Origin of the sequence: Cryobacterium sp. LW097 (assembly GCF_002205495.2) — a bacterium.
In the GTDB taxonomy this organism is placed as follows: Bacteria; Actinomycetota; Actinomycetes; order Actinomycetales; family Microbacteriaceae; genus Cryobacterium; species Cryobacterium zongtaii.
Genome location: NZ_CP021992.1, coordinates 1,812,180 through 1,825,172, shown reverse-complemented (window position 1 = coordinate 1,825,172; position 12,993 = coordinate 1,812,180). Strand labels below are relative to the sequence as shown.

11 protein-coding genes are annotated in these 12,993 nt (G+C 67.5%); 4 read left to right on the top strand and 7 right to left on the bottom strand.

Annotation, left to right across the window (positions count from 1 at the left end):
- Nucleotides 1–3: 3 nt before the first annotated feature.
- From coxB to B7495_RS08385, 3 genes are all read right to left on the bottom strand, one after another.
- Nucleotides 4–891 carry a cytochrome c oxidase subunit II gene (coxB, locus tag B7495_RS08395; RefSeq protein ID WP_088456178.1) on the bottom strand — a complete coding sequence of 296 codons (888 nt, stop codon included), beginning with the start codon at nt 889–891 and terminating at the stop codon, nt 4–6.
- Between the two features lie 265 nt (nt 892–1,156).
- Nucleotides 1,157–1,513, bottom strand: coding sequence for an iron-sulfur cluster insertion protein ErpA (gene erpA / locus B7495_RS08390; protein ID WP_088456177.1), 357 nt, complete (start codon nt 1,511–1,513; stop codon nt 1,157–1,159).
- 142 nt (nt 1,514–1,655) lie between these two features.
- A complete protein-coding gene (locus B7495_RS08385; protein ID WP_088456176.1) occupies nt 1,656–3,092 on the bottom strand; it encodes a dipeptidase in 1,437 nt (478 codons plus the stop codon).
- 39 nt (nt 3,093–3,131) lie between these two features.
- On the opposite strand from B7495_RS08385, the gene B7495_RS08380 reads away from it, so the two are divergent.
- The gene (locus tag B7495_RS08380) at nt 3,132–3,728 is read left to right on the top strand and encodes a DUF3043 domain-containing protein (protein WP_088456175.1); all 597 of its coding nucleotides are present in this window, start codon (nt 3,132–3,134) and stop codon (nt 3,726–3,728) included.
- 60 nt (nt 3,729–3,788) lie between these two features.
- On the opposite strand, the gene B7495_RS08375 is transcribed toward B7495_RS08380, so the two are convergent.
- Nucleotides 3,789–4,916 (bottom strand): alkaline phosphatase family protein, encoded by a 1,128-nt coding sequence (locus B7495_RS08375; protein ID WP_255416808.1) that lies wholly within the window; start codon nt 4,914–4,916, stop codon nt 3,789–3,791.
- A 119-nt stretch (nt 4,917–5,035) separates the two neighbouring features.
- Here B7495_RS08375 and B7495_RS08370 point away from each other — a divergent pair, with 119 nt between their 5' ends.
- Both B7495_RS08370 and B7495_RS08365 read left to right on the top strand, forming a co-directional pair.
- Nucleotides 5,036–7,522, top strand: coding sequence for a DNA topoisomerase (ATP-hydrolyzing) subunit A (locus B7495_RS08370; RefSeq protein WP_088456173.1), 2,487 nt, complete (start codon nt 5,036–5,038; stop codon nt 7,520–7,522).
- Nucleotides 7,523–7,595: 73 nt separating this feature from the next.
- Complete coding sequence (locus B7495_RS08365; RefSeq protein ID WP_088456172.1) at nt 7,596–8,306, top strand: SDR family oxidoreductase; 711 nt, start codon at nt 7,596–7,598, stop codon at nt 8,304–8,306.
- Nucleotides 8,307–8,414: 108 nt separating this feature from the next.
- Here B7495_RS08365 and B7495_RS08360 read toward each other — a convergent pair whose 3' ends face one another.
- Nucleotides 8,415–10,493: a type IIA DNA topoisomerase subunit B gene (locus tag B7495_RS08360; protein ID WP_205748726.1), complete on the bottom strand. Its 2,079-nt coding sequence runs from the start codon at nt 10,491–10,493 to the stop codon at nt 8,415–8,417.
- A 201-nt stretch (nt 10,494–10,694) separates the two neighbouring features.
- Here B7495_RS08360 and B7495_RS08355 point away from each other — a divergent pair, with 201 nt between their 5' ends.
- Nucleotides 10,695–10,931, top strand: a complete 237-nt coding sequence (locus B7495_RS08355) for a hypothetical protein (RefSeq protein WP_066595309.1) — start codon at nt 10,695–10,697, stop codon at nt 10,929–10,931.
- A gap of 51 nt (nt 10,932–10,982) precedes the next feature.
- On the opposite strand, the gene B7495_RS08350 is transcribed toward B7495_RS08355, so the two are convergent.
- Nucleotides 10,983–11,720, bottom strand: a complete 738-nt coding sequence (locus B7495_RS08350) for a type 1 glutamine amidotransferase (protein WP_088456170.1) — start codon at nt 11,718–11,720, stop codon at nt 10,983–10,985.
- Complete coding sequence (locus B7495_RS08345) at nt 11,717–12,991, bottom strand: MurT ligase domain-containing protein (protein WP_088456169.1); 1,275 nt, start codon at nt 12,989–12,991, stop codon at nt 11,717–11,719. The genes B7495_RS08350 and B7495_RS08345 overlap by 4 nt, the downstream gene beginning before the upstream one ends.
- Nucleotides 12,992–12,993: the final 2 nt, after the last annotated feature.

Here is a 12,993-nt window from a genome sequence, read left to right as displayed (position 1 = left end):
GGTCTAGTTGCCTTCCTCAGCCGTCGGGGCGTCGGTGCCTGGTTGGTTCAAGTTGCGGTCGTATTCGCTGTCGACCTGGCCGTCGTTGCCGGCGGCGCGCAGGGAGTCGACATAGGCTTCGTAGTCGGCCTCGGAGACGACCTCCACGTTGAAGAGCATCAACGAGTGGTACTCGCCGCAGAGCTCGGCGCATTTGCCGGCGTAGGTGCCTACGCGTTCGGGGATGACCGACATGTAGTTGGTCTTGCCCGGGATCATGTCCTTCTTGTAGAGGAAGTCGATGACCCAGAAGGAGTGAATGACGTCGCGCGCTTCCAGCGCGATCTCGATCTTCTTGCCGACGGGCAGGACGAGCGTGGGGATCTCGGACTCGACCAGCGCGCCCTTCTCACCCTCGAGGTCAGGCTGGCCCTGAATACCCTGAGTGAAGACATCGTCGGTGACGTAGTTGAAGTCCCAGGCCCACTGCTTGCCGATCGCTTCGATCTGCAGGTCAGGCTCGTCGAACCGAGCCTCGATGGCGTTCTGGTCCCGCGCGGTGAAGGCGAAGAAGCCCAGCACCAGGATGAGCGGGACGATCGTGTAGAAGATCTCGATCGGCATGTTGTACCGCAGCTGCACCGGGAGTCCGGTCTGGCCCTTGCGCCGACGGTAGACGACGACGGACCAGATCGTGAGGCCCCAGGTGATCAGGCCGACAATGAGCAGCACGATCCACGAGGTGGTCCACAGACCGGACACGCGCTCGGTGTTGTTGGTTACCGGGGACTCGCCCTCCTCGAAACCGGGCAGGTACCCGTTGAGCTGAGCCTGGGTGCATCCGGCGAGGACAATGGCTAGCGTTGCTGCGACCGGTATGACGGCCCATCGGAGACGGCGGTTTTTGAGCACCGGTGACCTTTCGGAAAGACGTGAAGGCACTACACAGGAAGTGCGTTTATCATCTTTAGCTTACTCCGCGCCGGTCGCACCCGAGTGCACGAGCGACGGACCCGTCGCAATTCTCCGCTCCGATTGGGGAGTGACAACAGGGTCGAAGGGCCCGTCCTGAGCCGTTTTGAGCCAGAAGCGCCGACGACGACGGGACCCGAACCGGATGTGCAGAAAGGAGACCGTCCAGTGGACGGTCTCCTTTTTTTTTTTTTATGATCACACGCTAGTTGAAGGAGTCCCCACAGGCGCAGCTGCCGCCGGCGTTCGGGTTGTCGATGGTGAAGCCCTGCTTCTGGATGGTGTCCTCGAAGTCGATGGACGCACCCTCGAGGTACGGGACGCTCATCTTGTCGACGACGACCTCGACACCGTCATAGTCCATGACGGCGTCACCCTCGAGGGTGCGCTCGTCGAAGTACAACTGGTAGATCAGGCCTGAACAGCCGCCGGGCTGCACGGCGACGCGCAGTCGCAGGTCTTCGCGGCCTTCCTGGGCGAGCAGGCTGCGCACCTTCGCGGCGGCGACGTCGGTAAGACCGACGCCGTGGGCGATGGTGCTGGTTTCGATCGTGTCGGTCATGGTGCTCCTCGGTATTATCCGGTTTCGCGTCGGTGAGCATCCCACGCGCATGGGGTCCGCCGGCGAATCTGTTCCTAGTGTATCCGCCCGGGCCGTGAGCGGGCTGGATGACGCGGACGCCTTCTCAGGCCCTGCGGTGGGGTCAGTGGCCGGTGCGGTCGTTGAGGCGGCCCAGAAGGAAGGCCTCACTGAGCACGGCTCGCTTGAAGACGCCCAGGTGAAGCGACTCGTTGGGGCTGTGCGCCCGGGAATCCGGGTCTTCGACCCCGGTCACCAGGATCTGCGCTTCGGGAAACTCCCGGACCAGGTCCGCGATGAACGGGATCGACCCGCCCACACCGATGTCGACGGGCTCCACGCCCCAGCCTGCCGTCATGGCCAGGCGGGTCTCCGCAACGGCCCACCCGCCGGTGTCGACCAGGAACGGTTCTCCGGTGTCCAGGTCGTCGATGGCGAGGTGGGCGCCGAACGGTGCGTGTGCACGCAGGTGGGCCTCGATCACGCCGGCAGCTTCCTTGGCGGACTGGCCGGGCGCGATGCGCACGCTGATCTGCACGCTGACCGCGGGCGTCAGGGTGTTGGACGCGTTGGCGACGGTGGGAGCATCGATTCCGGTCACCGTCAGCGCGGGCTGGGACCAGATGCGGCTGAGGATGGATCCGTGCCCGATCGGGGAGACTCCGTCGAGCAGGCCGGTCTCCGCTCGCAGCGCGGACTCATCGTACGGCGGTGTCGGCGCGTCGTGACTGGTCAGACCGCTGATCGCGACGGACCCGTCTGCGGCGTACAGGGTGCCCAGCAGCTTGATGGTCGCCATCATGGCGTCCGGGACGGCGCCGCCGAACATTCCGGAGTGCGAGGCGTGCGCCAACGTGCTCACGGTGAGCCTGAAGGTGACGTTGCCGCGCAGCCCGATAGTGATGGCCGGAGTGTCGACGTCCCAGTTGTTCGAGTCGGCGACGACGATCGCGTCGGCGCGGAGCGCCTCCCGGTTCTCGGTGAGGAAGGTGGCGAAGGAGCGGCTGCCGAATTCTTCCTCGCCCTCGATGAAGAGGGCCAGGCCGAGGTCGAGGTCCCCGTCGGTGGCCGCGAGGAGCGCGCGCAATGCGGCGACGTGCGCCATGACGCCGGCCTTGTCGTCCGCGGCGCCGCGGCCGTACAGGCGGTCCCCGCGCAGGGTCGGTTCGAAGGGCGGCGAGTCCCACGCGTGGTCGAGCCCGGGAGGCTGCACGTCGTGGTGGGCGTAAAGCAGAACCGTGGGGCGGCCGTTCTTGGCCGGGCGGGTCGCGAGGATGGCGGGCTGTCCGAGTTCGTCGGTACCGGGGATGCCCGCCTGCGTGACCGTGACGGTGTCGAAGATCCCGATCTCCCGCACCAGATCCGCGACGGCGTCGGCGCTGGCGCGCACGTGATCGCGATCGAATGCGGCCCAGGACACCGAGGGGATCCGCACGAGGGCGCACAGGTCGGCGACCGTCCGCGGGAGCTCCCGTTCGACGGCGTTCCGCAGCGCCGATTCACGGGGGTGTGCTGCGACTTGCTGGGTGGTTGCTGCTGCTGTGTCCGCGGTATCCGTCATGCGAGTAATCTTAAGGCAACCTAACTGCAAGGAACTGATGTGGCTAAGCAACCTGTAAATCCCGGCGCAGAACCGTCGATCGAATCCGCCGACGATACGAAGTCCCGTCTGGCCGGTCAGTCGACGCGCAAGGGCCAGCCCACGCCGAGCCGCCGTGTACAGGAGGCCGCGAACAAACGCCCACTGGTTCCGGACGACCGCAAACTGGCCGCCAAGCAGGCGCGGGCGAAGTCGGCCGAGGCCCGTGAGAGGGCGCGTCTCGGCATGGCCGCCGGTGACGACAAGTACCTCCCGGTGCGCGAGCGTGGACCGCAGAAGCGTTTCGCCCGTGACTACATCGACGCCAGATTCAACGTGGGCGAGTTCATGATCCCGGTGATGTTCCTGGTCATCCTGCTCACCTTCTTCCCGGATCCGTCCGTCCAGACGTATGGCATCCTCGCTCTCTGGGCCTTCTTCCTGGTCGCGATCGCGGACTGCGTAGTGCTCGGTTTCATCCTCACCAAGAAAATCGAGGCCAAGTTCGGCGCCGACCGGGCCGAGAAGGTCCGTTGGTATGCGGCCATGCGAGCCCTGCAGTTGCGGGTCATGCGCCTGCCGAAGCCCCAGGTGAAGCGGGGCCAGTACCCGGCCTGATCCACGAAAACACGAAGAACCCCTCGGAGCCGGCTCCGAGGGGTTCTTGCGTGCATCGGGTCAACGCCGGTATGCGCCCAACCTGATGACCGGAACACGCAGTTCCTCATCGGTCAAGGAGCCGTGCTGGCCGACCATGCTGCGCGCCGACTGGTTGGGTTCCCGGGAGTCGTAGTACGCGATCAGCTTCCGGGCGGCCACGATGACGTCGCCGATCCGTGCCGCGGCGTCGTCTCGCACAGCACCGAACAGTCCCGCGGCCACGGCCTCGCTCCGGGTGAAGATCCAGGCGCGCTCGCCCTCGACCGCACGCCAGGTTTCGGCCAGCACGTCGGCGTCGACACCGGCCTCGGTGTAGAGCTGCAGGCAGCGCGGGTCACCGCCGATGTGGCGCACCCCGGCGACGAGGGCCGGCACGGTGTCGAAAAGCACCTGCTTGGCCGCCGGAACATCCACGACCCCGTGGTCTGCCGTGACGATCATGCCCTCGTCCGGGCGCAGGGTGGCGGCGAACCTGGCCGTTTCGGCGTCGAGGTTTTCCAGCTGCGCCAACCACCTGGCGGATTCCCAGCCGTGGGCGTGCGCGTTGATGTCCAATTCGGGCACGTACAGGTAGATCAGGGCCGTGGGCTCGGCGTCGAGAATCGCCCGCGCCGCGTCGAACCGCGCGCCGATGGTCTCGGCCGGCACGTAGCCGGCACCGCGAAGCACGGCCCGGCTGAAGCCGGAATCCGTGAACCTCTTGGGGCCGACGGCGAAGCTGGGGATCCCGGTCTCCGCGGCCGTGTCGAAGACCGTCGGCTGGTTCTGCCAGCTGTGCGGCTCCATCCGCTCGTCCCAGCCCGTGAGCTGGTTGACGACCCTATCGTTGGCCGCGTCGAGCACCTTGTAGCCGACCAGCCCGTGGGTGCCTGGCGCGACCCCGGTGGTCAGTGAGGCGATGCCCGCGGCGGTCGTGGCCGGGAACACCCCGTCGACGACGTCGGTCTTGGCCAGATGCGAGGTGAGGAACCGGGCATGCCCGGCGCGAGCTCGCAGGTTGCTCATCCCGAGACCGTCCGCGAGGAGCACGAGGGCCTTGCCAGCGGGCGGGAGCCTGAGCGGGTTCGGCTGGGACCGGAGCGAGGCCAGCGAACTTGTCAAAACGTCGGCAAGGCGAACGGCGCTGAAGGGCCGGACCGGTAACATAGGGGGCATCTGGCCCAGTCTGACATAGACCCGGCCGCAGGTTTCCTCAGCGCAGGTCCGTGCGCATCAGCCTGGTGCTCCCGGTTCCGCCGACATGCACCACACAGCAGAATCTACGAATGAGCCGCTCAGACAAGACAGTGTCAGCCCACCAGGGGCCCGCCGCATCCACCGAGCGCATCGAAGACGTCGATGTGTCGACGGAGATGCAGGGGTCGTTCCTCGAGTACGCCTATTCGGTGATCTACTCCCGAGCTCTCCCGGACGCCAGGGACGGCCTCAAGCCTGTGCAGCGCCGCATCCTGTACCAGATGAGCGAGATGGGCCTGCGGCCCGACCGCGGGCACGTGAAGTCGGCGCGCGTCGTCGGCGAGGTGATGGGCAAGCTGCACCCGCACGGCGACACCGCCATTTACGACGCCATGGTGCGGATGGCCCAGGCCTTCACCCTGCGGGTGCCGCTCATCGACGGGCACGGCAACTTCGGTTCGCTCGACGACGGGCCCGCTGCGCCCCGGTACACCGAGGCGCGCCTGGCGGCACCGGCACTGGCCATGACCGAACACCTCGATGAAGATGTCGTCGACTTTGTGCCCAACTACGACAATCAGCTCACCCAGCCCGACGTGCTGCCGGCGGCGTACCCCAACCTGCTCGTGAACGGGGCCAGCGGCATCGCGGTGGGCATGGCCACCAATATGGCCCCGCACAACCTCGTCGAGGTCATCGGTGCCGCCCGGCACCTGCTCGCCCACCCGCGTGCGACCCTCGACGAGCTCATGGAGTTCGTGCCGGGCCCTGACCTGCCCACCGGCGGCACCATCGTTGGCCTGGCCGGCATCAGGGATGCCTACCTGACCGGGCGTGGCAGCTTCAAGACCAGGGCCAAGGTGTCGGTTGAGGCGATCACCGCCCGCAAGGCCGGGCTCGTCGTCAGTGAGCTGCCCTACCTGGTCGGACCCGAACGGGTGATCGAGAAGATCAAGGACGGCGTCAACTCCAAAAAGCTCAGCGGCATCTCCGACGTCACCGACCTCACCGACCGCACCAAGGGTCTGCGCCTGGTGATCGGGATCAAGACCGGTTTCAGCCCGGAGGCCGTGCTCGAGCAGTTGTACAGGGTGACCCCGCTGGAGGACTCCTTCAACATCAACGCCGTCGCTCTCGTCGACGGCGGTCCGCAGACGCTGGGCCTGGTCGAACTGCTGCAGGTGTACGTCAACCACCGCGTCGAGGTCGTCACCCGGCGTTCCGCGTACAGGCTGGCCCGACGCCGCGAACGCCTGCACCTGGTCGAGGGACTGCTCATCGCGATCCTCGACATCGACGAGGTCATCCAGGTGATTCGCGCCAGCGACGACACCGAGCAGGCCCGTACCCGGCTCATCGACGTGTTCGACCTCAGCCAGCTGCAGGCGGAGTACATCCTCGAGTTGCGGCTGCGCCGGCTCACCAGGTTCTCCCGCATCGAACTGGAAACAGAGCGAGACCAGCTGCTCGCCGAGATCAAGGAGTTGGAAGCCCTGCTCGCCAGCAAGCAGGCCATCCGCACGCTGGTCTCCGACGAGCTGGCCACCATCTCCGACAGGTTCGGCACCCCGCGACGCACGCTCCTCACCGAGGCGCGTCCGAGCATCGCCGGAGCCTCAGCGCGGAAGACGGCCGTGCTCGAGGTTTCAGACTCCCCCACCCGCGTCTATCTGAGCAGCACGGGCCGCATAGCCAGGGTGGACCTGCCGCAGCCCGGCGACGACCAGATCGAACGCATCACTCCGGCGCACCGCCGCAGCAAGCACGACGCTGTCCTCTCGGCGCTGGACACCACCAGCCGTTCGGAGATCGGTGCCGTGACCAATCGCGGCCGACTCATCCGCTTCTCCCCCGTCGACCTGCCCGTTCTGCCACCCACCTCGATCCAGTTGGCGGCCGGTGTGCGGGTGCGCGACTACCTCTCGCTGGGCAGCGGCGGTGAGGTGGTCCGTGCCCTGGTCTCTCTGGACAGCGAACGTGCCATCGCGCTCGGCACCCGGCAGGGCATCGTCAAGCGGGTCACCCCGAACGACTGGGCGAACAAGCCCGACTTCGAGATCATCGCGCTCAAGCCCGGAGACGAGGTCGTCGGCGCCGTCCAGGGTGCGGAGGACGACGAGCTGGTCTTCGTCGCCTCCGATGCCCAGCTGTTGCGGTTCCCCGCATCGACGGTGCGCCCGCAGGGCCGGACGGCCGGCGGGATGGCGGGCATCAAGCTGGGCCCGGACGCCCGGGTGGTGTTCTTCACGAGCCTGGCGGGCGACGCCGCCGAGGACGCCGTGGTGGCGACGATCGCCTCCGGAAGCCAGACCTTGCCGGGAACGGATCCAGGTAGCGCCAAGGTGTCGGCCTTCACCGAATTCCCCGCCAAGGGCCGAGCCACCGGTGGGGTGCGCTCGCACCGCTTCCTCAAGGGCGAAGACGCCCTGGCTGTGGCCTGGGTGGGCGCGGCACCCGCCCGCGCGCTGGGCGTCGAGGGCTCTCCCCGGACCCTGCCGGACACCGGGGCGCGACGCGATGCTTCCGGAACCATGTTGGATGCCGTCGTCGGCTCGATCGGTTCGGGTATCGGCTGACGGGCTGTCCGACCGCCGTTCGTTTCCTGACCGCGTTTCAGCCACGGTCGGGGCGCCCGCAGTAGGGTGAAACATGCCCGAACTCCACGGTTCCACAATCCTCGTCGTCGGCGCCACGGGCGGACTCGGCCGGGAGATCGCCCGGCAACTGTCCGACGCCGGAGCAACCCTTGTGCTCAGCGCCCGTGACCCCGCCGCCATCGCCGAACTCGGACTGCCCGGCACTGTCATCCCCGCAGACCTCACCGATCCCGCCGCCGTCCGGCGCCTCGTCGACGTGGCGGTCTCGGTGACCGGCCACCTCGACGGGATCGTGGTCGCCGCGGGTGTCGTCGCCTTCGGCCCCGCTGCTGAGTTGACCGGAGACACCATCGCCCGGCTCTTCGCCGTGAACACCACCGCGCCCATGCTGCTGCTGCAGGCCGCCCACGGGCCGCTCTCGGCCTCGGCCGCCGCCGGCCGCGCACCGTTCTTCCTCACCCTCAGCGGGGTGGTCAGTGAGAGCCCGACCGCCAATCTCGCGGCATACTCGGCGTCCAAGGCCGCCCTGGCCGCCTTCGGCATTGCGGCCGGCCGGGAACTGCGGCGGGCGGGTATCCGGGTCATCGACGCGCGGCCCGGGCACACCGAGACGGCGCTGTCCAGCCACCCGATCAGCGGCACGGCGCCGCCCTTGCCCGTCGGCCTTGACCCCGTGGCCGTGTGCGCCCGAATCGTTCGGGGCCTCGCGGACGGCGACCGGGATCTGCCCAGCACCGTCTTCGCCGCCGCCGCGCCACGCTGACCGCCGCCCGCGACGCGACCAGGCTCACACCCGCAACTGTTACCCATTCGGACTTCTGCGTCCGGCACACCGGACGCAGAAGTCCGCTTCGGGAACAGTCGGGCCCGGTCAGACGTCGATGCGGTCGCGGCTGAGCTTGTCGGAGCTTTCGATGATGAACTCCTTGCGCGGGGCGACGTCGTTGCCCATCAGCAGTTCGAACACCTTTCCGGCCATTTCGGCGTCGGCGACCCTGACCCGGCGCAGAGTGCGGTGGGCCCGTTCCATCGTGGTGGTGGCCAACTGGTCGGCATCCATTTCGCCCAGCCCCTTGTACCGCTGGATGGGATCCTGAAAGCGTTTGCCGCTCTTCTTGAGCGCGGCGAGGACACCCTGCAGCTCTGCTTCGGAATAGGTGTAGATGGTCTCGTTGGGTTTGCTACCCGGGTTCATCACCACGACCCTGTGCAACGGGGGCACCGCCGCGAAGATCCGGCCGGCTTCGATCATCGGGCGCATGTACCTGAAGAACAGGGTGAGCAGCAACGTACGGATGTGCGCACCGTCGACGTCGGCATCCGCCATGATGATGACCTTGCCGTAGCGGGCGGCGGACAGGTCGAAGCTGCGGCCGGACCCGGCGCCGATGACCTGGATGATCGAGGCGCACTCCAGGTTGGAGAGCATGTCGGAGACCGACGCCTTCTGCACATTGAGGATCTTGCCCCTGATAGGCAGCAGCGCCTGATGTTCGCTGTCTCTGGCCAACTTCGCGGTGCCGAGTGCCGAGTCACCCTCGACGATGAACAGCTCACTCAGGGCCACATCGTTACTGCGGCAGTCCACCAGCTTCGCCGGCAACGAGGAGCTTTCCAGGGCGTTCTTGCGCCGCTGGGTCTCCTTGTGGGCGCGGGCGGAGATGCGGGATTTCATCTCGGCCACGATCTTGTCGAGCACCACTGCCGATTGGGTCTTGTCGTCGCGCTTGGTCGAGGTGAACCGTTCGGTCATGGTCTTGTTGATCACCGCGGCCACGATGGCGCGCACCGCGGGGGTGCCGAGCACCTCCTTGGTCTGGCCCTCGAACTGCGGCTCTGGCAGCCGTACGGTGAGCACCGCGGTGAGCCCGGCGAGGATGTCGTCCTTCTCGAGCTTGTCGGAGCCGACCTTGAGCCGCCGGGCGTTCTGCTCGACCTGCGCCCGCAGGAACTTGAGCATGCCCGCGTCGAAACCCGCCTGGTGGGTGCCGCCCTTGGGCGTGGCGATGATGTTGACGAAGCTCTTGATGACGGTGTCGTAACCCGTGCCCCAACGCAGGGCAATGTCGACCTGGCACTCCCGGACGAGCTCAGTGGGGATCATCGCGCCCGTGTCGGTGAGGACCGGCACGGTTTCGGTGAAGCTCCCGGCGCCGGTCAGCCGCCAGGTGTCGGTGATCGGCGTGTCGACGGCGAGGTGGTCCACGAACTCGGAGATACCGCCGGCGAAGGTGAACGACGCCGCGATGGGCACGGCGCTCCGCCGGTCGTCGATGTTGATGGTCAGGCCCGGGATCAGGAACGCCGTCTGGCGGGCCCGGCCCATCAGGTCCTCGGTCTGGAAGGTGGCGCCCTTGGTGAAGATCTGCCGGTCGGCCCAATAGCGAATGCGGGTGCCGGTGACACCCTTGCGAACCTTGCCGACCACGCGCAGTTCGCTCTTGTTCTCGAACGGCGTGAACGGCGCATCCGGGCTCTTCTCACCGGTGTCGGCGAAGACACCGGGCTCGCCGCGGTGAAAGGACATCGCCCAGGTCTTGCCGTCGCGGTCAACCTCGACGTCGAGGCGCTCGGACAGGGCGTTCACGACCGATGCGCCGACACCGTGCAGGCCGCCGGACGCCGCGTAGGAACCGCTGCCGAACTTGCCGCCGGCGTGCAGCTTGGTGAAGACGACCTCAACACCGGAGAGTCCGGTCTTCGGTTCGATGTCGACCGGGATTCCGCGCGCCGTGTCGCTGACCTCGACGCTTTCATCGGGATGCAGCACGATGCCGATCGATGACCCGTGCCCGCTGAGCGCCTCGTCGACCGAGTTGTCGATGATTTCCCAGAGGCAGTGCATGAGCCCACGGGAGTCGGTCGATCCGATGTACATGCCGGGGCGTTTGCGCACCGCGTCCAGGCCTTCGAGGACCGAGAGGTGGCGGGCGGAATAGTCAGAACTCACAACTGTTAAGAATAGCGACCCGGATGCGTGCAGCCTCGTTCGACACTCGAGCGGGGCTCCCCCGAGCCGGGTCCACCGCGCGGAAGGCTACGCGGTGAGCGAAATGTCACCCAACTGTGGCCCAATCCACGCCCGGCCGTGTTTACATGGTGAGTAAGGATTCAATTGGTATCACCTGGTATCAGTCTGGAGGAGGAGAATATGTCCCAGATCGCCACCGAAAATGGTGCCGTCGACCAACAGGGCGCCCCCCACCAGCTCACCGCGGCCGACCGCTGCGACGCTTGTGGCGCTCAGGCCTACATCCGTGTAGTCGTGAATAACAGCGAGTTGCTCTTCTGCGCCCACCACGGACGCAAGCACCAGGAGAAGCTCGCCGCAATCGCCGAAAGCTGGCACGACGAGTCGAGCCGACTCTTCGAGGACCAGAAGTCCTAATCACCGGTCGGCGCCGCAGGCAACTGCGGCGCCGACGGCGCTTGACCGGAGTTACTCCGAGGTGAGGCTGAGCCGCACTGCAACCTGGTTGCGTGCGGCTTTTGCTATGCCGTCGACCGATTCGGTCTGAGCGGTCGGGGTCAGGGTGAGGCCTCTGGCAGCGGCGGCAGTTCCGAGCATCCGGTCGGCGAGCTGCGGATTGCGGGCCAGGACCGGGCCGTGCAGGTGAGTGCCGATGAAGCTGCCGTCGACGGCGCCCTCCGTGCCGTCGCCGTTGCCGGTGCCGTAGTCCACCGTGCCCAGCGGGGCCGCGGCTCCGGCGTACCCGCGCAGATGGTTTTCGAAGCCGAGCAGGCGCAGACCGTCGGCGTCGACGACGAGGTCGTCGGTGACGCGGGCCGGCAGGGCGCCCGCGCGCCCCGGCACCAGGCCGAGACCGTCGACCGACGAGCCGTCCGGCAGGTTGAGCCCGGCGCTGAGCAGCTCCCAACCGGTACCGACGGCCAGCACGGGCACTCCCCCGGTCAGCCAGGCACGCAGTGGCTCTGCCAGGGTACTGAGGGCGTCGCGAGCGGCGACGAGGTCGGTGTCGGTTCCCGATCCGATGACGACGAGGTCGACGGTCTCGGGAAGGTCGGCGACGGCGTGCACGGGCACTATCCGGGCCGACAGTCCGGCCCAGCGGGCGCGCTGCGCGAGAACCCGCGCGTTCGCGGCGTCGCCGTTGGTGTCCAGAAGCCGCGGGAGCAGGCTCACGATGGTGAGATCGGCCGGGTGGTCAACTGTCATGACGGGTCCGCTTCGTTGGTTTCCAGGCCGAGGTGCGCCCGGGTGCGCCGCATCGAATCGGCCGAGAAGATGATCGTCTTGACACCGTGGGCGGGTTCCGGTAGCGCCAGGAAGTCGTCGAGGGCCCGACCGAGGTCGGGTTCGATGCGGTCGACGAGCACGCCGTCATAGGCCAATTGCAGGCCGATGTCGTAGGCCTTCGACCCCGAAGCGATAAGCACGTGGCCGAGGGCGGAGGTGTCGGCCGGCCAGAGGTAGGACGGGTCGCGCACGTCGGAGCCGACGGCGACGAGGATCTGTTCGGTGTCCGGGTCCAGGCTGTCCACGTTGAGCTGCAGGCTGGCGGGGTTCTGCACCAGCACGAATTCCACAGTGGTGCCGCGCACCGATACGATCTCGCCGCGGCCGAACACCGGGGGGATGCTGGAAATCGCGGCGACCGCCACAGCGGCATCGAACCTGTCGAGCAGGGCCGACCGGGCGGCGGCAAGGGCCGTGAGCGCGTCCACCGCGTAGTGGGTGCCTCTGGCCGGCAACCGCAGCGTGTGCACCCGTCCGTCGACCAGCACCGTCGCGTCGAGTCCGGAGACCGCGGTCAGAACCATGCCGTCGGCGGCGTCAAGCCGGGTCGGTGAGGTGAGGGTATAGCCCAAACCCCGCGGGTTCGCCGCAAGCACCTCGTCGGCCACGCCGTAGCGGGCCACGGCGACGCCGGGGGCAATACCATCGCCCAGCCGGGACAGGTGGAGGTCGTCGGCGTTCAGCACGACGGAGCCGGTGGCCCGTGCGGCGATCTTGGCCAGCATCGCGGCGACCATGTCGGAGTCGTGGAAACGGTCGATCTGATCGACCATCACGTTGGTCAGCACGACGACGCGGGGGTTCAGGGAGCCCGAGATCAGGGCGCCGTGGCCCTCGTCCATTTCGAGGACCGCGATGTCGCCCTCAATGCGGCCGGTCAGGCTGACCCGTTCCAACAGTGCCGAGGTGAGACCCTGGCTGATGTTCGCCGTCGACTGGTTGGTGAAGACAGAGAGGCCGTGGGCGCGCAGCGCCGCAACAAGCATCTTGGTGGTCGTGGACTTGCCGGCCGAGCCCGTCACGATGACGAGCCCGCCCGGAAAACCGTTCAGGGTGCGCGGCAGGAACCCGGGCGCGATGGTGTTGACGACTAGGCCAGGGACGGCAGAGCCGCCACCGGGCTTGCGCCAGCGCGCGAGGGTGCGCGCGACTCTGCCGAGCAGGATCGCCGGCGCGTACCGTACAGCCAACT